The organism is Nocardia sp. NPDC005366 (genome assembly GCF_040606855.1).
Lineage (GTDB): Bacteria > Actinomycetota > Actinomycetes > Mycobacteriales > Mycobacteriaceae > Nocardia.
The window spans coordinates 23,885-46,480 of record NZ_JBEXFQ010000013.1 but is presented as its reverse complement, the minus strand read 5'-3'; the positions used below and the strand labels follow the sequence as shown (position 1 = coordinate 46,480).

Here is a 22,596-nt window from a genome sequence, read left to right as displayed (position 1 = left end):
CCTGCTCCTTTCAGGCGAATCGCGTCGGCGTAGGAGCGCCCGTCCGTATCGATCGCCGAATCTCGCGCCTACTTGGTGGCGACGAGCACCCCGGCGACCGAGCCGAGCCGGGTGAAGTCGACGGTGTGGAAACCCGATTCCCGCAGGAGTTCTCGGTAGCGACGGATATCGATGGCGGCGAGCGGATCTTCGGTGCGGTCATCGGTTCGGCGGGCGGCGAATCGGGACATGAGGCCGACCGCCACGCGCAGGCGTCCACCGGGGTAGGTGTCGGCGAGCAGGAGGCGTCCGCCGGGGCGCAGCACCCGGTACATATGGGCGAGTGCGGCGCGACGATGCTGTTCGGGGATGTGGTGCATGACGAAGGTGCAGGTCACCAGGTCGTAGGCGGAGTCGGGCGCGGTCAGGGACTGGGCGGCGCACACCTCGAATCGGCAGCTTGGTATCGATCGCGCCGTCGCGTATTCGATCATCGGGGGTGAGGGGTCGACGCCGGTCGCCGAACCGTCCGGTCCGACGCGGTCGGCCATGACGCGGACGAGATCGCCGGGTCCGCAGCCGATATCGAGGACGTCCTCGCCGGGCGCGAGACCGCTCTCGCGCACCAGCGCGGTGTTCATGGCCCCTGCGCGCCCGAGGAGGAACAGAGATTTGAAGACGCGATAACCACGGGGTTTGGTGATGAGTACACCGGTATCGGAGGTTGTACCCGACGTCACTGTGCCGAACTGTTGTCTGTTTCCGGTCATATGTTCATGATCGTGGGGGTATCACTGGCTCGACCAGGAGCAAAGTGGCGGAAAGTGTGCCGTTCGGGACGGTTCCGTCGGCTTTGTCCGGAGGATTCATGTATTCGGCACCACCGCTCGCGCAGCCACCGCTCGCGCAACCACCGCATTCGGGAACGACACGATGAACAAGGGCACGGATCGTCGCGTCCGGCGCACCAGAAATCTCCTGCACCAGGCGTTGATCGGGCTCATGCTCGAACGCGGATACGAACGGATCTCGGTCAGCGACATCTTGGAACGCGCCGATGTCGGCCGCTCCACCTTCTACGCCCACTTCCGCGACAAAGATGATCTGCTGCTGGTCAGCAGCACCGAATATCTTCGCGCGAGCATCATGGCCGCTCGCCCCGATCCGGACGATCCTGCCGCGCCCCCGCTCTCGGCCCCGCTCGCCCCCGTCTACACCCTCTTCGGACTGGCCGCGGAGAATCCGGAGGTCTATCGCGCCTTGCTCGGCCGCAAAGCCAATGCGGTGCTGCTGCGCGCCACCCGGGGCATGGTGGCCAAAATCCTGGCCGAGCGACTGACCGACACCTTCGACGTCGACGAGGAGGCGCTCGCGGTCCCCCTCACCTTTCTGTCCTGGGGCATCGTCGGACTGCTCGGGATGATCGCCGACTCCGACCCGCCGCTGTCGGCCGCCGACGCCTATCGTCGACTGGAGGATCTCGTCGCGCCCGGTTTGGATCACCTGGTGCGCAAGGGCGAACACGAGGAGCCCGCACTGGGCCGCCCCACCGGCTGACGGATCACCCCACCGGAAACCTCTCGGGCCGGATGACATTCACCCGCCGGTACCGTGCGGGCACGGCGGCGCGAATGCGTCGGATCACCATGGCGGCGATCCTGACGCATCCACGCCGTCCGCGTACCCGTTTCCATGTCCCAGTCACGGAATCGGGCGCTCGGGTGTCAGGACGAATAGTCCTTGCGGAGCTGGACTTTCACGACCTTGCCGCTGGCGTTGCGCGGCAGTTCGGGTACGACGACCAGATCCTTGGGGTGCTTGTAGCGGGCCAGGTTCTCGTTGAGGAAGCCTTCGAGTTCGGCGAGGGTCAGCTCACCCTCCGGGTCGACGAGCGCGACCACGGCCACCGGCACCTCGCCCCACTTCTCGTGCGCCCGCCCGACCACCGCGGCCTCGCGGATCAGCGGGTGCGCGAAGAGCACGTTCTCCACCTCGGCGCAGTAGATGTTCTCGCCGCCGGAGATGATCATGTCCTTCTTGCGGTCGACGACGTAGATGAAACCTTCCTCATCCTGTCGCACCAGATCGCCGGAATGGAACCAGCCGCCCGCGAACGCCTCGGCGGTGGCTTCGGGCTTGTTCCAGTACCCCTGCATGAGAGTCGGCCCGCGGTAGACGATTTCACCGATCTCGCCGGGCGCGACATCGTTCATCTCGTCGTCGACGATACGAGCCTGGATGGTCGGGATGGGCTTGCCGACCGAGCCCAGTTTGCGGATCGCGTCCTTACCGTCGAGCACGCAGGTGATCGGCGACATCTCGGTCTGGCCGAAGACCGCGACATTGAAGGAATTCGGGAAGCAGTCGGCCATCGCCTTCAGTACCGTGTCCGAGGCGGGCGCGGCGCCCCAGCTCAGCGCCTCGAGGGCCAGTTTGCGGTCCTTGACGGTCGGATCGGCGCAGATCAGCTGCCACTGCGCGGGCACGCAGAAGGCGGTGGTGGCCTGCTCGGCCTCGAGTGCGTCCAGGAATTCGGTGGCGTCGAACGCGCCGAGCGGATGCAGGACGGTTTTCGCGCCGAGCTGGAAATACGGTGCGAGACTGCCGAGTCCGGCGATGTGGAACAGCGGCGAGGTGCAGAAGCCCACCGATTCCGGCTCGATGGCGAGCGCGCGGATGCAGGTGAGGGCCTGGGCATTCATATTCGCGTACGAGAGCACCGCGCCCTTCGGGCTGCCCGTCGTACCCGAGGTGTACATGATGAGGCTCGGGGTGTCCTCGGGGATATCGATGGGGGTGTGCGGTTCGCCTTCTTCGGCGAGCGCGTCGTCGAACCCGACGACGCCGTCACCGGAGGCGCCGCCGATGACGACGCAGGTCTGCAGGGTGGGTGACTGCGCCTGGACGGCGGTGGCCAGCGGCTGCAACACCGTGTCGGTGACGATCGCCTTGGCGCCGCTGTCGCTGACGATATAGGCGACTTCTGGCGGGGTGAGCCGGAAGTTGACCGGGACCGCGATGGCGCCGAGTGCGTTGATGCCGAAGACGGCTTCCAGGTATTCCGGGTAGTTCAGCGCCAGGATCAGCACCCGGTCGCCGAAGCCGACACCGCGGCGGGCGAGTGCGTCGGCGAATTTCAGCGAGCGCTCGTGGAACTGCTTCCAGGTGGTGTCCACGCCACGGAACCGCAGGGCGACCTCGTCAGGGCGCATCTGCGCGTGTGCCGCGACCTGGTTGTTCCAGTGGTTGCGCCGCGAACGGAACGGTTCGTCGAGCGCCTGTGCACCAGTGGTCATGCCACGAACTCCTTGGCTGTGCGGTTTCGCGAGCTGCGAGCAGTCGCTGACGGGCTGAACTGAGACGAGAATAACAACTAACTTATTCCAGCGGCAAGCGCCCGGGGGAAGAATGATCGTTAATCGACCGGAGAACAGGTTCCGCTCACAAAATATGCATCGATCTGGCGATTTACCGGTGCGTAAAGGTCTCATGTGAAGGCGGGACGGCTCCTCGAAGAGATCTGTCATGCGAATCCCGGCTTACTTATGGCTTGTATGCGGGTCGACCCTCGTGTCACCATCAACCCGGCAGGGCGGGAAACGACGCCCACCCGGAATAGAGGAGTAGCGCGATGCTGCGGACCAGGTTCACCGAGACCTTCGGGGTGGAACACCCCATCGTGCAGGGCGGCATGATGTGGGTCGGCCGGGCCGAACTCGTCGCGGCCGTCGCGAACGCGGGCGGCCTCGGATTCATCACCGCACTCACCCAGCCGACCCCCGATGATCTGCGCAAGGAGATCGCCAGGACCAGGGAGCTGACCGACAAGCCGTTCGGCGTCAACGTCACCATCCTGCCGTCGATCAACCCGCCGCCGTACGCCGAATACGTGCAGGCCATCATCGACAGCGGCGTCAAGATCGTCGAGACCGCCGGTTCCAATCCCGAGCCGTACCTGCCGTACTACCACGGAGCGGGTATCAAGGTGCTGCACAAATGCACCAGCGTGCGGCACGCGATCAAGGCGCAGAAGATCGGCGTCGACGGCGTCAGCATCGACGGTTTCGAATGCGCGGGTCATCCGGGCGAGGACGACATCCCCGGCCTGATCCTGATTCCCGCCGCCGCGCGGGCTCTCGACATCCCGATGATCGCCTCCGGCGGTATCGCCGACGCACGCGGTCTGGTCGCCGCGCTGGCACTCGGCGCGGACGGCGTCAATATGGGCACACGCTTCCTGTGCACCCAGGAATCGGCGATCGACCAGAAGGTCAAGGAGCAGATCGTCGCCAACAGCGAACTCGACACTCAGCTGATCTTCCGGACCATGCACAATACCGCGCGCGTCGCGGATAACGAGGTCAGCCGCAAGGTCGTCGAAATCGAGAAGGCCGGAGGCAAATTCGAGGACGTCCGTGAACTCGTGGCCGGTGCGCGCGGTCGCCGGGTATTCGAGGAGGGCGATCTCGACGCGGGCATCTGGTCGGCGGGCCTGGCCCAGGGCCTGATCCACGACATCCCCAGCTGTGCCGAACTCATCGAGCGCATGGTGACCGAGGCGGAACAACTGATCACCACCCGGCTCACCGATATGGTCGTCACCGGCTGACCGACTCGGCCACACCAGCCCCGGAACGCCGTGCGGTCCGGGGCTTTTCGTGTTCGTTCCCGTCGCGGGCCGGCGACTCAGATCATGTTCTTCGAGGTCATCCACCGCATGGTGAACCATCCGCAGAACACCGGGAGCCAGCAGGTGAGCACCCGGTAGAGCAGCACCGATGGCACCGCGACCGTGGCGGGCACCCCGAAGGCGGCCAGACCACCGATGAGAGCGGCCTCGACGGCGCCGACTCCGCCGGGGGTAGGGGCCGCGGAGGCCAGGGTGCCGCCGATCATGGTGACGATGGTGACGGCCACGAAATTCGTTCCGCCGCCGAAGGCTTCGATACTGGCCCACAGCGCGCCCGCCTGGCCGAGGGTGATCGCGGCGCACCCGAGGACGATGATGAGGAAGCGTTTCGGGTCGCGGGCCAACTGGCCGAGTTCGCCCAGCACTTCCTGTAATTGCGGGCGCACCGAATGATTCAGCCAGTGACGCAATTTCGGCACGAACATGAAGGTGCCGATGATGCCGACCGCGACGCCCGCGGCCAGGTAGATCACCATCGCGTCGGGTACGAAATGCGAGAGATCCGCCGAAGTCCCCGCCACGATGCTGAACAGCACGAGCAGGCTCAGATGGGTGATGATCTGCACCGCCTGCTGCAGCGCGACCGCCGCGGTCGCCCGCACCGCGCCGAGACCGCCCTTCTGCAGGAACCGCACGCTGAGGGCGAGGCCGCCGACCCTGGCCGGGGTCGTGGTCGCGGCGAAGGTATTGGCGATCTGCATGATCACCAGATTCACGAAGCTGACCATCCCGGAGGCACACGCCCACAGCGCCGCCGCCGCGCCGACGTAGGTCAGCCCGGAGACGCCGAGTCCGAGCAGCGCCCACCACCAGTTCGCGGTCTCGAGTTGAGTGAAGAACGTCGGCACCGCGCTGATGAACGGATAGGCGACGTAGACCAGGGCGATCAACAGCACCAGTTGGATGATCTGGTTGCGGGAGAACCGGGTGAGCTGATCGGCCTCGATCTTGTCCTGCCCGGTCTGCTTGCGCACCTCGTCGCGCGCCTGGGAAACCGCCGCGCCCCAATCGGAGACCGATCTGCGGATACCGGTGGACATCGCGGATTTCGTCAGCCTGCGTGAGGCCAGCAGGATGGTCTGTTCGCCGAGCGCGTCGATCGCGGCCCGAACGGCGGGCTGTTTGCCGAAGATGGCGGTCGTCGAGACGAGTAATTGCGCGATATCGGTCTGGATCTGGGTATCGGACGCACCGAATTCGGCGCTGCCGAAACCACCGAACAGACTGGCGCCGTCATCGATCCTGATCTCGGCCGGACGCAGATCGCCGTGCGAAATCTGGCCCTTGTGCAGCAGATCGAGCGCCGTCCATACCCCGGGCAACACTGATTCGGGCAGTTCGGCGATGGTTTTGCCGCGAGGTGTCGTGTGTGCGCACAGCATCCAGCCTCGATCGAGCGCGGCGACCCCGATGGCGGTCTGACTGGCCAGGCCGAGATCGTCCGCGGCGATCGTCATCAGGGCACGGTGCTCGACAGCCCGGTGCATGGAGCCGTGCAGGGCGGCGGTTTCGCTGGTGCGGAAGGTGAGCCATCGCCACAGCATGCGTAGCGCGCCCCAACTGCGCTGATTCTTCCCGTACAGCTCGATCATCAGGTCCCGCTGCGGTCCTTCCACCGCGGCGGCCAGCGTCAACGGTCCGGGCCCCGCGGGTCGCACCACGGTGAAGCCGGTCACCGTATGCCCGCGTCGAGCCAGCACCCGCACCGCCGCGTCGAGCGGAACTTCCAGCGCGGGCGTGCCGACCATCCAGACGATGAGCGCGCCGACTAGCCAGCCGACGGAAAGACCGAGCATCGCACGAGCGGGGACCACGGTGCTGACCACCAGGTGGATCGGCGCGAACGCGAGCAGCAGGAACCACAGCCAGCGGCGCGGTTTGGTCGGCAGCCACGGACTGGAGACGGTGAGCACCGCCGCGAGCATGGCGATCCAGCGCGGATCGTCCAGGAATTGGGACAGGAAGGTATCGAGCCGGTCAGGGACCTGAAGATGCCATTTCGGCGCGGAGAGACCGGCTCCGGTGATGGAGAGCAGTAGGCCGGCGATCAACCCGGCCGCCCCGTAACCCGCGAGCAGTTTCCACTGTCTGCCGATGACGAGTTCGATCAGGATCGCGAAGGGCAGGATCAGGATCGCGACGCCATAGATCAGGTACACGAGATTGGACTGGTCGGGGGTGAGGAAGCCGACGATATCGGAGACCGAGCGCTCCAGGGCCAGCCATTCCGGCCGGGTGATGACGGACGCGGCGATGATGACGGCCAGCCACAGCGCCGCGAGGACGACACGGACGATGTCGGTGGTCCGCCGGACCAGCGGTTGTAGCAGGCTGCCCGTGACCGGGATATCCCGCCCGTCGACTCGCATGTCGTATCGGCACTTTCGGATCGAGTTGGAGCTACACTGGCCACCCGCGTCGCACGTTTCGTGAGTATGCAGCAGGTCACCGTGACCGATCGGCACCAACACGCCGCCGCGGTTCGACGTCGCGAGGTGCAGTTTCGGGCGCTGATCAGACTGCCAGAGGCGGCGGCGAGGGGGCAGAGCGGGCTGGCAGGCGACCGTCGCGCGACCGGGGTCTTGCCGAATCCGGCCGATCCGATGACGATCGAACCGAGACGAGCCGACCCGAGGGAGACCATGGCAGCGCACGAGCAGGATCTGGTCGGCAAGACCATCGTGGTGACCGGGGCCAGTTCCGGCATCGGCGCCGAGGCCGCCGCGAAACTGGCCGCGCGCGGTGCGCGCGTCGCGGTCGTCGGCCGCTCACCCGAACGTACGCGAGCGGTGGCGACCGCCGCGGGCGCCGACGCCTTCCTCGCCGATTTCAGCCGCCTCGACGACGTCCGCGCCCTCGCCGAGCAGTTGTCGAACCGGTACCCGCGCATCGACGTGCTGGCCAATAACGCGGGCGGGTCATGGCCGAAACGTACCGTCACCGCCGATGGCAACGAATTGACCTTCCAGGTCAATCATCTCGCGCCGTTCCTGCTGACCAGCCTGCTGCTGGAGCGTTTGACGCAGGCGCGACAGGCCCGCGTGATCAATACCTCGAGCATGACCTACCGGTCGGCGACGCTGGATCTCGACCGGGTGAACGCGACGACAGGATCGTTCAGCATGCTCGGCGCGTACAGTGCGTCCAAGCTGGCGAATATCCTGTTCACCAGGGAATTGGCGCGGCGCACCGACGGCACCGGGTTGGTGACCGCGGCCTTCCATCCCGGTGCCGTCGCCACTCACGTGTACGACAACATTCCCTTCGGTGTCGGCCTTTTCGTGCGCTCGCCGTTGTCGCGTCCGTTCTTCATCCGCCCCGACAAGGGCGCGCAACCGCTGGTGCATCTGGCGACCACACCGGATACCGCCGCGATCAACGGCCGCTATTTCCACCGTTTCACCGAGGAGTCGCCACGCAACGGGCAAGCCGTCGATGACGATCTCGCGCAACGACTCTGGGCGATGTCGGAGCGGATCACCGGGGTATCGGCGACAGCGAAGGACTGAGTCCGATCGGGGCGGCGGTGCCGATCCGCCGCCTACGACTCATGTCCCGGCGGACATCGCATGTCTGCCGTCCGACGATTCCCCCGCGCCGACGCTGAAAACCCCGCCCGTCATGGCGCCGCCGTCCAGTTCCAGTATCGAGCGAACCACCGTCTCGGTGGGCACCAGATCGGGGAAAGCGCTGGGCGCGATCGCATTCGCTCGCACGCCGAATTCCGCGAATTCGGCGGCGAGGTTCCTCGTCAGCTGGTTCAGCGCGGCCTTCGACGCGGCGTACAGGGTCTGTCCGCCCGGGGAGACCACCGAGCCGGACAGGCTGGAGACGTTCACGATATTGCGGTTGCGCGCGCGATTGCGCTCTCCGGTGTGCAACCAGCTCCGCTGTGCGAGCCGTGCCGATAGACGTAGCGGCACACCGACATTGGTGGCGAAAGCGAGGTCGAAATCATCGAGCGCGGCATCGCCGTCGACCACGCCATCGGGGAACATCCGCCGATGCGCGGCACTGTTCACCAGCAGGTCGACCCCGCCGAAGCGGGCCAGCGCGAGATCGACGACCCGCTCCACCTCGCCGGGAACGGTGAGATCCGCGCGGATCAGATGGACCCGCGAATCATTCTCCGGCAGAGGCGCTTCCGGGGCGAACGGATCGACGAACCATTCGTGCTGCGAGGGTACCGCGGGGGTGCGGTCGCGATGGACGGCGACGATGTCGTACCGGGTGTACAGCGCACGGCAGAAGGCGTCGCCGAGTCGTCCACCCGCACCCGTGAGCAGGCAGACCCTACGGTCATCGCTGGACAATGCGGTCCGCTCCCCATCGCTGGACGGCCTCTTCCCTCGGCCGGTGCAGCCACAGCGTCACACTGCCGCGACCGGCCGCATTGCCGCCCGCGAAGGTATGCCACGAGCGCGGCGTGCATTCGAACGCCACCATCGAATTGTCCAGTGGGGGAATGGTGAGCGCGGGCGTCGCGGAACCGCGGGCGGTGCTCTCGGCGTGCAGTGTGAGCTCGCCGCCGTCGCCGGTTCGCCAGCCCGGATTGCCCAGGTGGAACATCATCGCCACCGCGCGAACCGTCTCCCGCGTAGCACCCGAGGCGCTATCGGCGTCATCGTGGCAGCGCACCTCGCCCGGACCGGGAGTGTTCCCGGCGAACCGGGCGTGGGCGAGGCCGTTGTCCGTCGCGCCCGTCGCGCTGCCCGGCGCATGGTGACGCAGCGAACCGGCGATATCACCGGTCGCCGATACCCCGGTCACCCCGGCGATCAGGTCGTGCCATTCCGCCGAGGTGAACAGCGCCAGCGGACCGTCCCGCAATTCGGACAGTCCGAGTGCGGTGGTGCCGTCGTCGGCCACGTGGCGGAACCGGTCGATTCGCTCGCGTCGCATCCGCGCGTAATGGTCGGCGAGCCGCTGGAAGAAGTCGGCGACGAAGATATCGCGGGCGTAGATATGCGGAAAAGGCCCGGTTCGGCGTATCCAGCGTCGATGTGCGAACAGTTCGGTGAACCACGTCGGCGACGCCTGCGCCTCGGTGACCGATGCCCCTGTCAATGTCACTCCCTCCCGGACGAACACCGCGATCCTATGTGGATTCGGCCGCCCGGTTTCGACCCGCCCGGCCGAGATCGTGGGGTATCCGGCTGACAGGATTACGGGGTGGTTCGCGATCTTCGTATCTGCTGTGTCGGCGATTCCTTCGTCGCGGGGGTGGGCGACACCCGGTGCCTCGGCTGGGTCGGCCGCCTCGGCGTCTCGGCCCACGCGGCCGGGTACGCGCCGACTCTCTACAACCTCGGCGTACGCGGCCAGACCTCGACCGATATTCAGATCCGCTGGCTCGGGGAGTGTGAGCGGCGACTACCGGCGGGGTCGGATGCCAGGGTCGTGCTGTCCTTCGGGGTCAACGACACCTCCTGGGACGGCGGTGGCCCTCGCGTCGATCCCGAGGTGTCACAGGAGGCGCTGACGCGCATGCTGGCACATGCCGCCGACCGCGACTGGCGGGTGCTGATGGTCGCCCCGCCGCCGGTCGACGACGTCGCGCACAACGAGCGCACCGCCGATCTCGACGAGCGTTTCGCCGAGATCTGCGCGCGTGCCGCCGTTCCCTACGTGCGAGTCCATCGCGCGCTGCGCGAGAGCGCGCTGTGGATGCGCGAGGTCGCCGAGGGAGACGGCGCGCACCCCGGTGCTCGCGGCTACGACCTGCTCGCCGAATTGATCGCGCCGCACTGGCGGGAATGGTTGTCCGCTGAATAAGGCGAGCCAGATTGTCTGAGACATCCTGTCTCGAATACGAATGGTCATGAATCACCTCACACCGTGCGCCGATCGGTGTTACACAGATGCAGTCCGAAATAACACGTCCTAGACTGTCTGGGACGTAATTCCCGAGCCGAGAGGTGGCATCGATGGGATCCCGAACGGTAGTCGCCGACGTTGCCGATGAGTTGGCGCGCCGGGTTACCGCGGGGGAATATCAGCCGGGGGATCTGATGCCTTCGGTCCGCCAGGTCGCCGAGGAATTCGAGATGAACCGGGCGACCGCGCAGCTGACCCTCGGCAGGCTGGAATCGTACGGATTCGTCGAAGCGCGCCGGGGTAAGGGCTTCACCATTCGTGACGTCCGCGAGGCGGGCGGTATCGATGTGTACCGGCATCTTTTTCGTTTCTCGGTCCCGATGCCCGAGGTCGCCATCGATATGTTCCGCGACATCGTCGACGTCGAGCGCGGCATCGTCATGGACGCGCTGCTCGCCTACACCGGCAGTGCTCAGGACATCGCTCCCGCCGAGCTGAAATCCGCCATCGATCAGCTCGAATCGCTTGCCCGCCTGGAGGTTCCCGACTACCGCCAGATCCTCGCCATCGAGATCGCGCTGGTGCGCAAACTGTTGACCGTGCTGGGTATGAGCATGCAACGCGCCATCCTGAACTCCATCGGCGAGATGGTGCTGGAGGTGCCGGAGGCGGTCGAGTCGTTCTTCGCCGCCGCCGCGGATCTCCACGTGTTGATCTGGCGTGCGCTTGTCGCCGTCTGGGAGTCCGGATCGGGTCCGTCGGACGCGCAGGTGGCGCTGTTCGAGGATCTGTTCGGCATGTACCACGAGAAGGTGGTCGCCAAATTCGAGGAGCTGCTCGGCGTGGAGGTGGCCGGGGAGTCGCACGCGGCGACCGCGTGAGTCGGGTCGCCGGTTCGCCGGGTTCGGTGGGGTCTCACACGGCACCCGAGTCGATTCGGCCCATGGTCCGATCGCCGTCCTCGACACGACAGGCTACCTGCTGGCACACCTGATCGGCCGAACGTACCGTTGCGGTATGACCGACTCTCCCGAGTTGCTGCCCGCCCTGCCCTACGAATCGTGGCGCCCCACCAAGGAGACGCTGCACCGGTTCACCCAGATCGTCGGCAAGGTCGCGCTCGCCACGGGCATCCGCCGCAACCACTGGTGGCATATCACCTATCGGCTCACCGCGCGCGGTATGACCACCGTGCCGCTCGGCGCTGCCCGCGGCGGCCCCGTATTCACCTGTGCCTTCGACTTTTTCGACCATGTGCTGCGTATCGCGAACGATCGGGGCACCGAGGTGGAGATAGAACTGCCGGACCGGTCCGTCGCGAGTTTCTACCAGGCCGTGATGGACGGGCTCGCCGAGCTCGGCGTCGACGTCGTTCTGGCGCATCCGCATCCGTTCGATCTTCCGGATGTCGGGCGGCCGTTCGCGGACGATACCGAGCACGCCCATTACGACCCGGACCTGGCGAGGCGGGCGCATATCGTGCTCGGCCGGGTGGGACGGATACTGGAGGAGTTCAGCGCCGGCTATTCCGGAAAGATCAGTCCGGTCCAATTCTTCTGGCACAGTTTCGATCTCGCGGTGCAGCGATTCTCGGACCGGCATATCGAACTGCCCGCGACCGTGGATTCGGTGACGAGAGAGGCCTATTCGCGGGAAGAGATCAGCGCCGGATTCTGGTTCGGCGACGCGAAAGTGCCTGCCCCCACCCTCTACTCCTATGTCGCGCCCGAACCCGAGGGGCTGGCGCTGCGATCACTGCCCGACGGCGCGCGTTGGGTCGACGTCGGGTCGGGTCATTCGGCCTACTACGACTACGACGACCTACGCCGCACCGACGATCCCGTCGGTGCGGCGCTGGAGTTCTACCAGTCGGTCTACGCGTCCGGTTCGGAGCTGGCGGGATGGGATGCCGCCGGGCTGGCCTGCTGGGGTGGCATCACCGATCCCGTCCTCGAACGCGAGCGCCCCCGGTCGCCGGAGTAATAGCTCAGGCCCCGTTGAGCTTGTTGAGACGCTCGCAGGCCTCGACGTATTCCTCGATCAACCGGGCGACGACATCGGCGGAGCGTTCGACCTTGTTCATCATGCCGACGACCTGACCGACCGGATTGAAATTCACATCCTTGGCGGCCTCCGGGTACCGGTGTCCGCGCTTGACGCCGTCGAGGGCGACCATCATCTGCAGCGGCATGGGCAGCGGGCTCGGATTCTCCGGCTGCTCCCAGGCCTCGGTCCAGTCGTTCTTCAGCATGCGGGCGGGTTTGCCGGTCCACGCGCGCGAGCGCACGGTGTCGTGGCTGGTGGCGTCGATATAGCTCTGCATCTGCGCGGGCGGCACATTGGCCTCCTCCACCGTCAGCCACACCGAACCGGTCCACGCGCCCGCCGCGCCCATCGCCATGGCGGCGGCGACCTGGCGGCCGTTGCCGATGCCGCCCGCCGCGAGCACGGGCAGGTCACCGACGGCATCGATCACCTGCGGCCACAGCACGAGCGAGGAGACCTCACCGCAGTGCCCGCCGCCCTCTGTGCCCTGGCAGACCACGAAGTCCAGGCCCGCCTTCTTGTGGTTGAGCGCGTGTTTGACCGAACCGCACAGCGCGCCGATGAGCCGCCCCGAACCCTGGATCTGCTCGATCACCTCCGGCGGCGGGGTGCCGAGGGCGTTGGCGACCAGCTTGGCCTTGGGGTGGCGCAGGATCACTTCGATCTGCGGCGCGACCGTGGTAGCGGTCCAGCCGAGCAACTGGTTGTGGTGTTCCTCGGCGGGCAGGTGCGGCACGCCGTGGTCGGCGAGGATCTTCTCGGCGAAATCCCGGTGGCCCTGCGGAACCAGTTCGGCCAGTTTGGCTTCCAGTTCCTCGGGGCTGAGTCCGTCGATGCCCTTGCCCTCGTACTTCGAGGGGATGACCAGGTCGACGCCGTAGACGCCGTTCACGTGCTCGTCGAGCCAGGCCAGCTCGACCTCCAGCTGCTCGGCGGTGAATCCGACCGCGCCGAGTACGCCGATCCCGCCGGCATTGCTGACCGCGGCTGCCACGTCGCGGCAGTGGGTGAAGGCGAAGATGGGGAACTCGATCCCCAGCCGGTCACAGATTTCGGTACGCATGGGTGCTGGTCTCCCTTACTGGCCCCGCAGCCGCGAAGCGCGGACCGAGGACGCTATAGAACGAGTTACATGGTTGCCCCGTCATATTCCGGCCGATCGAGGCACGTGACTGACCGGAACAGTCGAATGGCCCGCGTGACACGGGTATCGCCATGGCGCATCGGCGGTCCATTCGACTGGTGGGTGCACCATATTTTGACAGTAACACGTTCTAGTTTTGTCGGAAAAGTGCTTCTTTCCCCTGTCGTATCGAAGTGCTCGCGGCGGGTGCGGTCAGAGGGAGTCCTCCAACGCGGTCAACGAGTTCTCGAGGTGGCCGAGTATCCGATCCAGATGGGGCACGCTGCGGCGGCAGCCGACGATGCCGAAGTCGAGATTCGCGCCGTTGGTGGTGAGGGTGATGTTGGCGGCCTGACCGTCCAACGGGATCGACATGGGGTAGCCGGCGTCGAGCCGTGCGCCGTTCCAGTACAGGGGTTCGCGCGCGCCGGGAACGTTGGAGATGACGATATTGAACGGGGGATTGGTCACCGAGGTGAGCGCGGGCAGCAATGACATCGCGATCGGACTCAGCGTCAATGCCGATAGCGCCATCGCCTGGGTATTCGACAGCCCGCGGTACACATCCTTGTTGCGGTTCATCGACCCCTTGATCACCTCGAGCCGGGCCAGTGGATCCGGGAGGTCGGTCGCCAGATTGCAGAGAATGGCGCAGATCTTGTTACCACCCGGCTCGTTGTCGTCCTCGTCGCGCAACGACAGCGGGACCATGGCGATCATCGGTTTGTCCGGAAGGGCTTCGCGTTCCATCAGGAAACCGCGCAATGCCCCCGCCGACATGGCGAGTACCACATCGTTGATGGTCGAGCCGGTCGATTTGGCCACCTGCTTGACCCGCTCCAACGGCCAGGACCGGACCGCCACCCGCCGCGCCCCGCCGATCGGGACGTTGAACAGGGTGCGCGGGGCCGAGAACGGCATCGTCAACTGCTGGCGCAGCAGTGCGTCTCGGGCCGTGCGGGCCAAGCCTGGAACGGATGTGGCGGCGGCCAGGAGTTGTCGCGCGGTGGAGCCGAATGCCGAACCGGAAGTTTCGCTGGGACGGGAGGTTCGGGTGCTCGGCAGATTCCACGGGACTCGGAACTCATCGGAGGTCGCGTCTTCGGTCATGGTGCGCCGGATCAGGCGTTGCCCGGCGACGCCGTCGATCAGCGCGTGATGCATTTTGGTGTAGAGGGCGAAACGTCCGTCGCCCGAGCCCTCGATCATGTGCATCTCCCAGAGTGGGCGATGACGGTCGAGCAGGCTACTGTGCAGCCGTGATGCCAGGTCGAGCAACTGTTGTTGCCCGCCCGGCGCGGGTAGCGCGGCGCGTCGCACATGGTAGGCGAGTTCGATATCGGCATCCTGTGCCCATCCGAACTGCGGCGCGCCCAGCCAGGTGGCCGGACGTTTGCGGAAGGTCGGATGCAACGAATTCTCCCGCAGCATCTTCTCGTATGTCCGCCGGGCGAAATCCGGCGCGGCATCCTCGGGCGGCTCGAACAGCATGAGACCACCCACATGCATGGGGTGCTCGCGGGATTCGGCGAGCAGGAACAGGGCATCTATCGGCGAAACGAATTCCATAGGTGGTCGCCCCCTGACGACAGTGGTGAGCTTCGAATGATGGATCGACCACGTTGTCGGGCGGGCAAGCGCAGCCCCGAATCAGGTGTGACAGGACAAACTTACCCGGACTTCGGTGCGGGTGTCGGACGAATCACCGATCCGTCGCGACCAGCGGATATGCCTGTTCGCATCGCTCGTCCCGCTCCGGTTGCCGGACCGTCCGGCACACCTCGGTGAACCCGTTGTCACGCAACAGTTCCGCGAGCCGCGACGGCGACCGGCGATAGGCGACGGCGACCCGATGATCGATGGCCTCCACCGCGACCGTGGTGTCGATCGCCTGGAAGGCCAGCAGCGCGAGCCCTTTCGGACGGAGTACCCAGAAGAACTCGAACAACACCTCGGTACCGCGTGTCGAGCGTCGACCCGATCGAAGGGCCGCTCAGTGCGCGGCGCGTCCGAGTTCGGCGAGGCGCGCCAGTGCGGGCAGGGCGCACGCGAGGTCGCGGCGCTGCTCGGGCGTCAGCTCGGCGAGCAGGGGAGCGAGGTGGCGCACCCGGTCGGTGCGGCGCGAGCGCCCTATCCGGCGACCGGCATCGGTGATGTGGACGAGGACGGCGCGACCGTCACGCGGATCGGGCCCGCGCTCCACGAGCCCGTCGCGTTCCAGGCGCGTGACGAGCTGGGTGATCGCGGGCTGGGTGACCTGCTCGGTTCTGGTGAGTTCGGTCAAGCGCAGCGGACGTGGGCTGGTGGACAGCGTGTCGAGTACCGAGAGGGTGGTGAAAGACAGCGTCTCCAGCGTGGGCAGCCGGATGTAGAAGCGGTTGAAATTCTCGATCGCTTCGGCGAAGGCTTCGGCATCCAGGTCAGCGGCGTCGTCCACCCGACAAACTATAGGGGGTGATTTATTTAAGTAGTTTATGTAAATTATTGAGGCGACTCGGTGCGCAACCGAGTAATGCCCGGATGGCTCGATCAGGAGAGTGTGATGGGATACGACACCGCGCGGCGACCGCCGTTTCCGCTGTCCCCGACCCGGATCCACGTGGACGAGGAGGTGCTCATCGATCTACACGGGCGCCTCGCGGCGACGCGCTGGCCCGACGACGCGGGCAACCGCGACGGATACTACGGGGTGGACCGCGTCCGCCTCCAAGCGCTGGTCGAGTATTGGCGCGACGAGTTCGATTGGCGCGAAGCGGAATCCGCGATCAACGCCTACGAGCACTACCGGGTCGACGTCGCGGGTGTTCCGGTGCATTTCCTGCGCAGGCCAGGTGCGGGACCGAACCCGACACCGCTGATCCTCACCCACGGCTGGCCATGGACCTTCTGGCACTGGTCCAAAGTCATCGATCCGCTCGCCGACCCGGCGTCCTTCGGCGGCGATCCCGCCGACGCCTTCGAGGTGATCGTCCCGTCCTTTCCCGGTTTCGGATTCTCTTCGCCGTTGCCCGACCACCCGGATATGAATTTCTGGAAGGTCGCCGACCTGTGGCACCTGCTCATGACCGAAATCCTCGGCCACGACAGATATGCCGCCGCCGGATGTGATGTCGGCGCGCTCGTGACCGGCCAGCTCGGGCACAAATACGCCGACGAGCTCTACGGAATCCATATCGGCTCCGGCCAGAAACTCACCCTGTTCGAGGGCGATCGCGCCTGGGATCTCAGCGGCGGCAACCCGATTTCGGAAGGGCTGCCCGCCGGCATCCGCGCCAGGATCGTCGAATTGGAGCGACGTTTCGCGGTGCACCTCGCCGCCCAGGTACTCGAGCCGAGCACCCTCGCCTACGGCCTCTCCGATTCCCCGGTCGGCCTGCTCGCGTGGATTCTGCAGCGCTGGACGTCGTGGAGCGATAACGGCGGCGATATTCATTCGGTTTTCACCAGGGACGAACTGCTCACGCACGCGATGATCTTCTGGGTAACCAACAGCATCGGCACCTCGATCAGGACCTACGCCAACAACAATCGCTACCCGTGGATCCCCTCGCACGACAGGACGCCGCCGATCGAAGCGCCGACCGGCATCACCTTCGTCGGTTACGAGAATCCGCCCGGCGTGCGCACCGAACAACGGGTCGCACATTTCCTGGAGAGCGACCGCGCCGGCTGGTACAACCACGTCGAACTCACCGCGCACGACCACGGCGGCCATTTCATTCCGTGGGAGATCCCGCAGGAATGGGTGGCGGATCTGCGCCGCACCTTCCGCGGCAGGCGCTGACCCGCCTCAGCGAAACACCAGGTGCGGCAGTCGATTTCGTGATGCTCGTACGCACATGGCCCCGATGAACTGCGGCGCAGATCCTCGAGGCCGTGGGGCGAACCTTTCCCGCTACCGCGAACCGGTCGGCGTCGGTGTCGGCGATTCCGTTGTCGTGGTGGACGGGTTTGCGGTACCGGACTGGGGTGTCGACGGCGCGGTCGGCGCCTGGGTTTCGGCTGGTGCCATGGTCGCGGTGGGAGCCGCGACCGAATTGCCGACCGGCGGCGCGGCCTCCTGCGGTGTCGTTACCGCGCCCGGTGTTTCGGACGGCGTGGTCGGCGCGGTAGTGGTTGTTGTCGGCGGCGCAGTCGTTGTCGGCGTTGTTGTCGGTGCCGTGGTCGTGGACGATGTGGTCGCGGACGATGTGGTCGAGGGTGCGGTGGTTTTCGACTCGCCGCTGGTTTTCGACTTCGCCGCCGCGGTAGCCGTTGTCGTGGGCGCGGCCTTGGTCGTTGTCGTACTCGTCGGCTTCGCCGTGGCCTCCTCCACCGCCTTGTAGACGGCGGCGACATCGGCTTGGTCGGGCGCGGCCTTGGTATCGACCGTCTCGCCCGCCTGCGCCTGCTTCGCCAGGTGGCTGAGCCACGCGGCCGCGTACTCGGCTGAGGTCAACGGCTTACCCTCGGACGCGTTGGCGTCATTCCAGTAATCGAAGTGGTGACCGGTGTGATTCGGTCCGAGCGTCAGCTGGTACGGGTCGCTCATGATGACCGGAATGGTGTTCTGGTTCGTCACGATGAGACCGATGATCTCGTTCAGCACCTTCTGCGGCAGATATGCCAGCGGCGACATCTGATCGGTCGCGATCGAATCGACCTTCACCGGAGTCGTCGAGGCCGCGCCCGGCTTGTATGCCGGGTCGGAAACCTTCAGCAATACGTCGAGGAAGGTCTCGTCGCTCTGCATCCAATTCGGCTGTGACTGGATATCCGCGAACGCCGCCAGGGCGATACGGCCGAGCGTCACCGCGACATCCTGACCGGTCGCAGGCGTGAGGCCCTCGCGTTCGAGTGTGTCGACATTCAATTGGCGGCCCACATTGACCACCAATTGCAGGAGGGAGATATTCTCCGGCGCCGCGCAGGTGAGGTCGCCTTCGGAACAGAACGACGCGATCTTGCCGTTCAGCGCACCGAAATCACCGCTGTTACCCGGCAGCGCCCCCTGCCCCGATACCGGCTTCGCGCCGTTCTGATACTTCTGGTCGAAGCCGTCCGGATTGGCGTACGGATCCTTCGCCCCGGGGAACGGCCCGTCACCGGCCGACCGGCCCGAATCGGCCAGGATGACGACACCGAGCACGTCGGCCGGATCGACGATCCCGTACGCGCCGGTGCTGTCGGCCTCCTGATGACCGATTTTCATCGCCACGCGGCGCACGACATCGGCGCCCTCGCTGTAGCCGACGATGGAGAACTTCGTGTCGGGGCAAGCTTGCGCGATCTCCCGCATGACCTGTTCGGTATTCGCGACACCGGCGTTCACCGCGTCCTCATAGGTCGACATATTCGCCGGATACGCGATATAGACGGCGGCATAGGCGTCCGGATCGGCACTGTCGGCGGGCGCGTTGACCACCGGATCGACCCACTCGCTGTTGTGGTCACCGGCCATCGCGGCGGGCAAAGGGTTCCCGTCGGCGTCGACCAGCATTCTCGTGGTGCCTTCGACGGGTGTGTCACCGCGTCCGGCCACCGAGATGGTCACCATGTCACGGCACTCCGTGACCGATGTCGTGAGCTGTGTATCGGCGGTCCGCGGCGAAGTCGTCAGCGCGAACGACCCCGCGACGATCGCCGCCACACCGAGTACGGCGGGCGCGGCAACCGCCGAAGCTATCCGGTGTCGCGTGAAAAATTCTCGAAGAGACATGCCCTCATCCCCATTCCACGATGATTGACAGGTGAACGGACGGCCCCCCCGAAGGGCCATGTGTCACCAAGGACGTCGTGGTAGGGGACGGATACGTTACTGAAGTGGAATCCGGGTCACAGAAGAATGTCGTCGGGCGGGTCGGCTGGCCGCGCGCGAGACAACTCCGTGGCCGCGCATTATCCCCGCTCGTCAGCAAACACCTGGCGACAGACGTGCCGAGACGAACTGAAGCCGCTGATCGCCTCGCCTCAGCATCGGTACCGCCACGGTCGATCTGAACCAGTCACTGAGAGGAGTGACCAGCCTCCCAACTCTCCTTGGGTGAAGCCCCCGGAATCCGCCGCAGGTGGCTGCGCACTGGATGCCTGTTTGGGGTACCGCTGACGGAAGTTGAACTGCGTCAGAATTGTGACTTGCAGCAGTAGATGGCGGTGATTTCGCGGTGGCAGGTGGCGCACCTCTCGTCCGGTCGGCATGGATTTGCCCGTGCACCCATGTCGGGTCTGTTCTTTAGGGGTGCAGTAGGCGAGAAGGAAGAACCGGACTCCTCTGCTGGCGATCAGGGCCGAGTGGTTCGCAGCCACAGCCCGACGGCGATCGTCCAGAAAAGGAGTGCTGCCGTTGCCGTGACGTTGAGCCAGGCGGGTGTCAGCCAAGGAAAGGCGCCGAGAATCTGGAGTCCGCCCGCACCGAAGCTTGCGACAGGGAGCAGATACCACACACCTTCATCCCGTAGGGCAAAGCCCAGAGCGATGAGCCCCACCGCCGCGAACAGCTCCAGACAGTGCAGGGTGCCATAGAGCATGCTCACAATGAGCGCGATGGAGTCGTCTGACATAGCGATGCCGAATACCGGATAGACCAGTCGACCGGCAATGACGACCATCAGTCCGAGCAGTGTCATAGCCAGCAGAAGGCTGCTGCACCCGATCAATGAACTCACGGGCCGTGAGAGCCGGACCGTCCGAAGCAGGATGATGATGGCAGGTGTTGAACACACGATCGCGAAGAACATCAGCTCGTCGCTCATGGACAGCTGGAATGAGTGCTCTTGCACCCATCGCGCCAGCTCCGAGGGAGCAGCTGGTGCTGGTGGAAGCAGCGCGATCAGGAGCAGAGCGCCGAACAACAGCGTGCCGCCGACGATGAGTGCCCACCCACCGAAGGTTTGCTCGAAGCGGTGAGTCGAAGTGGTGCCGGGCCGGTGTACCTCAGGCTCATTACCCATGCTCAACAGTATCGGTCGCGATCTGGACGGAGATTCGGTTGACCGCTCAGTCTGCTCCTCCGCATCGCAAACGATCGTTCGCGAGACACCGCCGACGACAGGATGTTTCCGCATGCCGGGTGTGTAACGCATGCCGTGTAGTCGAAAGCCTTGTCGCCGCGTGGGAAGCCACGCCAGTGTTCTCATGAGACACGGACCCTGGCGAACACGAGAACTGAGAACCGGCACCTGGTCGTGCAGGCCGATTCTGTCGCATAATAGTGGGCCATTTGGTCATCGATTGGCAACTTGTTTTGAGATCTGGCCACACATTTCGAGAACCTACACGTACGACGTTATCCGCGCGCCATATCCACGAAGCGGGACAGATGCAGTTGGTGGGCGACGGTGATAGTCGCAGTAGGACCATTACGGTGTTTGCCCACGATGAGGTCGGCCTCGCCACCGCGTGGATCGTCGCGTTCGAATGCGTCCGGGCGATGCAAAAGGATGACCATGTCCGCATCCTGTTCCAGCGAACCCGATTCGCGCAGGTCGGAGACCATAGGGCGCTTGTCGGTTCGTTGTTCGGGACCACGATTGAGCTGACTGATGGCGATGACGGGAACTTCGAGTTCCTTGGCGAGCAGTTTCAGGTTTCGGGAGAATTCCGAGACTTCCTGCTGACGCGATTCGACTTTCTTACCGGAGGTCATCAGCTGGAGATAGTCAACCACAACGAGTTTCAGATCGTGGCGCTGTTTGAGCCGCCGCGCCTTGGCCCGAATCTCCATCATGGTGAGGTTCGGTGAATCGTCCACGAAGAGCGGGGCTTCGCTGATCTCGCTCATCCGCCGGGCCAGTTTGGTCCAGTCGTCATCGCTCATGCGGCCCGAGCGCATATCACCGAGTTTGATCTTCGCCTCGGCCGAGAGCAGGCGCATCACGATTTCGGTGCGGCTCATCTCCAGTGAGAAGATAACGCTCGCCAAACCGTGTTTGATCGAGCAGCTCCGCATGAAATCCATTCCCAGGGTCGATTTTCCGACGCCGGGCCTGGCCGCGACGATGATCATCTGGCCGGGGTGCAGACCGTTGGTGAGCTCATCGAGTTCGGTGAAGCCGGTGGGAACGCCGAGGGAGATGCCGCCGCGCGAAGCGATGGAATCGATTTCGTCCATCGTCGGCTGGAGCAGATCCTCCAGTGGCATGAAATCCTCGGTGGTGCGGCGTTCGGTGACCTCGTAGACCTCGGCTTGGGCGCGGTCGACGACTTCGGCTATGTCCTGGCCGTCGGCGCCCGCGTATCCGTATTGCACGATGCGGGTACCCGCTTCGACGAGGCGGCGCAGGATGGCCTTCTCGGCGACGATTTCGGCGTAGTAGCCGGCGTTGGCGGCGGTGGGGACGGTCTGGGTGAGGGTGACGAGGTAGGGCGGGCCGCCGATGCGTTTGAGTTCGCCTTTGCGGTCGAGGCCCGCGGAGACGGTGACGGGGTCGGCGGGTTCGCCGCGCCCGTAGAGGTCGAGGATGACGTCGTAGACGGCCTGGTGGGCGGGGCGGTAGAAGTCACCGGGGCGCAGAACTTCGACGACATCGGCGATGGCGTCCTTGCTGAGCAACATGCCGCCGAGCACCGACTGCTCGGCCGCCATATCGTGCGGCGGCTGACGTCCGAAATCCTCGCCGGGGGGTTCGGGCGGGAAGTCTGTGTGCCCGCGGTCATCGGTGGCTGTCAACAGACTCGACCGTCCTCTCTGCCCCACGATCGGGTTCCGCGCTATCGATGGTTGTTCTACTCCCCGGTACCGACACACTCGGGATGCGAGGGTCCGCACGAGGCGCGCGATAACGGCTCTACCTGCGGTTCAGCAAACCGATCCGAATGCGGTGTTCCGATGGTTCGTTCACGGCGATGGGATGAACCTAGCGACCTGACGAGCGGTCACCAAATGGGGTTGTGTACACATCTGTGGATAACTTGGGGACTGTTTACCCAACGATGTGCACCCCCTGTGTACAACTTGGGGAAA

At 65.4% G+C, this 22,596-nt stretch carries 19 protein-coding genes; 7 read left to right on the top strand and 12 right to left on the bottom strand.

Going from position 1 to position 22,596, the window contains the following annotated elements; genetic code table 11:
- Positions 1-68 precede the first annotated feature (68 nt).
- Positions 69-749 carry a methyltransferase domain-containing protein gene (locus ABZS43_RS16960; protein ID WP_355036823.1) on the bottom strand — a complete coding sequence of 227 codons (681 nt, stop codon included), beginning with the start codon at positions 747-749 and terminating at the stop codon, positions 69-71.
- 163 nt (positions 750-912) lie between these two features.
- Here ABZS43_RS16960 and ABZS43_RS16955 point away from each other — a divergent pair, with 163 nt between their 5' ends.
- Positions 913-1,536 (top strand): TetR/AcrR family transcriptional regulator, encoded by a 624-nt coding sequence (locus ABZS43_RS16955; protein WP_355036822.1) that lies wholly within the window; start codon positions 913-915, stop codon positions 1,534-1,536.
- 167 nt (positions 1,537-1,703) lie between these two features.
- Here ABZS43_RS16955 and fadD5 read toward each other — a convergent pair whose 3' ends face one another.
- The gene (fadD5, locus tag ABZS43_RS16950) at positions 1,704-3,275 is read right to left on the bottom strand and encodes a fatty-acid--CoA ligase FadD5 (protein WP_355036821.1); all 1,572 of its coding nucleotides are present in this window, start codon (positions 3,273-3,275) and stop codon (positions 1,704-1,706) included.
- 335 nt (positions 3,276-3,610) lie between these two features.
- Here fadD5 and ABZS43_RS16945 point away from each other — a divergent pair, with 335 nt between their 5' ends.
- Positions 3,611-4,588, top strand: coding sequence for a nitronate monooxygenase (locus tag ABZS43_RS16945; protein WP_355036820.1), 978 nt, complete (start codon positions 3,611-3,613; stop codon positions 4,586-4,588).
- A 77-nt stretch (positions 4,589-4,665) separates the two neighbouring features.
- Here ABZS43_RS16945 and ABZS43_RS16940 read toward each other — a convergent pair whose 3' ends face one another.
- On the bottom strand, positions 4,666-7,038 hold the full coding sequence (locus ABZS43_RS16940) for a lysylphosphatidylglycerol synthase transmembrane domain-containing protein (protein ID WP_355036819.1): 2,373 nt from the start codon (positions 7,036-7,038) through the stop codon (positions 4,666-4,668).
- A 66-nt stretch (positions 7,039-7,104) separates the two neighbouring features.
- Here ABZS43_RS16940 and ABZS43_RS16935 point away from each other — a divergent pair, with 66 nt between their 5' ends.
- Positions 7,105-8,178 carry an SDR family NAD(P)-dependent oxidoreductase gene (locus ABZS43_RS16935; protein WP_355036936.1) on the top strand — a complete coding sequence of 358 codons (1,074 nt, stop codon included), beginning with the start codon at positions 7,105-7,107 and terminating at the stop codon, positions 8,176-8,178.
- Positions 8,179-8,217: 39 nt separating this feature from the next.
- On the opposite strand, the gene ABZS43_RS16930 is transcribed toward ABZS43_RS16935, so the two are convergent.
- Complete coding sequence (locus ABZS43_RS16930) at positions 8,218-8,982, bottom strand: SDR family NAD(P)-dependent oxidoreductase (protein ID WP_355036818.1); 765 nt, start codon at positions 8,980-8,982, stop codon at positions 8,218-8,220.
- Positions 8,969-9,742 carry a 2OG-Fe(II) oxygenase gene (locus tag ABZS43_RS16925; RefSeq protein ID WP_355036935.1) on the bottom strand — a complete coding sequence of 258 codons (774 nt, stop codon included), beginning with the start codon at positions 9,740-9,742 and terminating at the stop codon, positions 8,969-8,971. Before ABZS43_RS16925 ends, ABZS43_RS16930 begins: the two co-directional genes overlap by 14 nt.
- Positions 9,743-9,841: 99 nt before the next feature.
- On the opposite strand from ABZS43_RS16925, the gene ABZS43_RS16920 reads away from it, so the two are divergent.
- The 3 genes from ABZS43_RS16920 (at position 9,842) to ABZS43_RS16910 (ending at position 12,469) form a co-directional block, all read left to right on the top strand.
- Positions 9,842-10,444 (top strand): GDSL-type esterase/lipase family protein, encoded by a 603-nt coding sequence (locus ABZS43_RS16920; RefSeq protein ID WP_355036817.1) that lies wholly within the window; start codon positions 9,842-9,844, stop codon positions 10,442-10,444.
- Between the two features lie 152 nt (positions 10,445-10,596).
- Entirely contained in the window at positions 10,597-11,367 is a 771-nt protein-coding gene (locus ABZS43_RS16915; RefSeq protein ID WP_355036816.1) for a GntR family transcriptional regulator, read from the top strand.
- A gap of 136 nt (positions 11,368-11,503) precedes the next feature.
- Positions 11,504-12,469, top strand: a complete 966-nt coding sequence (locus tag ABZS43_RS16910) for a DUF5996 family protein (RefSeq protein WP_355036815.1) — start codon at positions 11,504-11,506, stop codon at positions 12,467-12,469.
- A 4-nt stretch (positions 12,470-12,473) separates the two neighbouring features.
- On the opposite strand, the gene ABZS43_RS16905 is transcribed toward ABZS43_RS16910, so the two are convergent.
- From ABZS43_RS16905 to ABZS43_RS16890, 4 genes are all read right to left on the bottom strand, one after another.
- The gene (locus tag ABZS43_RS16905) at positions 12,474-13,595 is read right to left on the bottom strand and encodes a nitronate monooxygenase family protein (RefSeq protein ID WP_355036814.1); all 1,122 of its coding nucleotides are present in this window, start codon (positions 13,593-13,595) and stop codon (positions 12,474-12,476) included.
- Positions 13,596-13,868: 273 nt separating this feature from the next.
- Positions 13,869-15,224, bottom strand: a complete 1,356-nt coding sequence (locus ABZS43_RS16900; RefSeq protein WP_355036813.1) for a wax ester/triacylglycerol synthase family O-acyltransferase — start codon at positions 15,222-15,224, stop codon at positions 13,869-13,871.
- 133 nt (positions 15,225-15,357) lie between these two features.
- Positions 15,358-15,606 carry a hypothetical protein gene (locus ABZS43_RS16895; RefSeq protein WP_355036812.1) on the bottom strand — a complete coding sequence of 83 codons (249 nt, stop codon included), beginning with the start codon at positions 15,604-15,606 and terminating at the stop codon, positions 15,358-15,360.
- A 42-nt stretch (positions 15,607-15,648) separates the two neighbouring features.
- A complete protein-coding gene (locus ABZS43_RS16890) occupies positions 15,649-16,092 on the bottom strand; it encodes a MarR family transcriptional regulator (RefSeq protein WP_355036811.1) in 444 nt (147 codons plus the stop codon).
- Positions 16,093-16,197: 105 nt separating this feature from the next.
- On the opposite strand from ABZS43_RS16890, the gene ABZS43_RS16885 reads away from it, so the two are divergent.
- Entirely contained in the window at positions 16,198-17,439 is a 1,242-nt protein-coding gene (locus tag ABZS43_RS16885) for an epoxide hydrolase family protein (RefSeq protein WP_355036810.1), read from the top strand.
- A gap of 111 nt (positions 17,440-17,550) precedes the next feature.
- On the opposite strand, the gene ABZS43_RS16880 is transcribed toward ABZS43_RS16885, so the two are convergent.
- The 3 genes from ABZS43_RS16880 to dnaB form a co-directional block, all read right to left on the bottom strand.
- Positions 17,551-19,353, bottom strand: coding sequence for a cutinase family protein (locus ABZS43_RS16880; protein ID WP_355036809.1), 1,803 nt, complete (start codon positions 19,351-19,353; stop codon positions 17,551-17,553).
- Between the two features lie 562 nt (positions 19,354-19,915).
- On the bottom strand, positions 19,916-20,584 hold the full coding sequence (locus ABZS43_RS16875) for a hypothetical protein (RefSeq protein WP_355036808.1): 669 nt from the start codon (positions 20,582-20,584) through the stop codon (positions 19,916-19,918).
- 335 nt (positions 20,585-20,919) lie between these two features.
- On the bottom strand, positions 20,920-22,302 hold the full coding sequence (gene dnaB, locus ABZS43_RS16870) for a replicative DNA helicase (RefSeq protein ID WP_355036807.1): 1,383 nt from the start codon (positions 22,300-22,302) through the stop codon (positions 20,920-20,922).
- Positions 22,303-22,596 lie beyond the last annotated feature (294 nt).

Coding starts and splice junctions, on each gene's coding strand:
- ABZS43_RS16875 (WP_355036808.1), bottom strand. CDS start 20,584: ATGGGTAATGAGCCTGAGGTACACCGGCCCGGCACCACTTCGACTCAC.
- ABZS43_RS16885 (WP_355036810.1), top strand. CDS start 16,198: ATGGGATACGACACCGCGCGGCGACCGCCGTTTCCGCTGTCCCCGACC.
- ABZS43_RS16940 (WP_355036819.1), bottom strand. CDS start 7,038: ATGCGAGTCGACGGGCGGGATATCCCGGTCACGGGCAGCCTGCTACAA.
- ABZS43_RS16935 (WP_355036936.1), top strand. CDS start 7,105: ATGCAGCAGGTCACCGTGACCGATCGGCACCAACACGCCGCCGCGGTT.
- ABZS43_RS16905 (WP_355036814.1), bottom strand. CDS start 13,595: ATGCGTACCGAAATCTGTGACCGGCTGGGGATCGAGTTCCCCATCTTC.
- ABZS43_RS16910 (WP_355036815.1), top strand. CDS start 11,504: ATGACCGACTCTCCCGAGTTGCTGCCCGCCCTGCCCTACGAATCGTGG.
- ABZS43_RS16960 (WP_355036823.1), bottom strand. CDS start 749: ATGACCGGAAACAGACAACAGTTCGGCACAGTGACGTCGGGTACAACC.
- ABZS43_RS16945 (WP_355036820.1), top strand. CDS start 3,611: ATGCTGCGGACCAGGTTCACCGAGACCTTCGGGGTGGAACACCCCATC.
- fadD5 (WP_355036821.1), bottom strand. CDS start 3,275: ATGACCACTGGTGCACAGGCGCTCGACGAACCGTTCCGTTCGCGGCGC.
- ABZS43_RS16900 (WP_355036813.1), bottom strand. CDS start 15,224: ATGGAATTCGTTTCGCCGATAGATGCCCTGTTCCTGCTCGCCGAATCC.
- ABZS43_RS16955 (WP_355036822.1), top strand. CDS start 913: ATGAACAAGGGCACGGATCGTCGCGTCCGGCGCACCAGAAATCTCCTG.
- ABZS43_RS16915 (WP_355036816.1), top strand. CDS start 10,597: ATGGGATCCCGAACGGTAGTCGCCGACGTTGCCGATGAGTTGGCGCGC.
- ABZS43_RS16880 (WP_355036809.1), bottom strand. CDS start 19,353: ATGTCTCTTCGAGAATTTTTCACGCGACACCGGATAGCTTCGGCGGTT.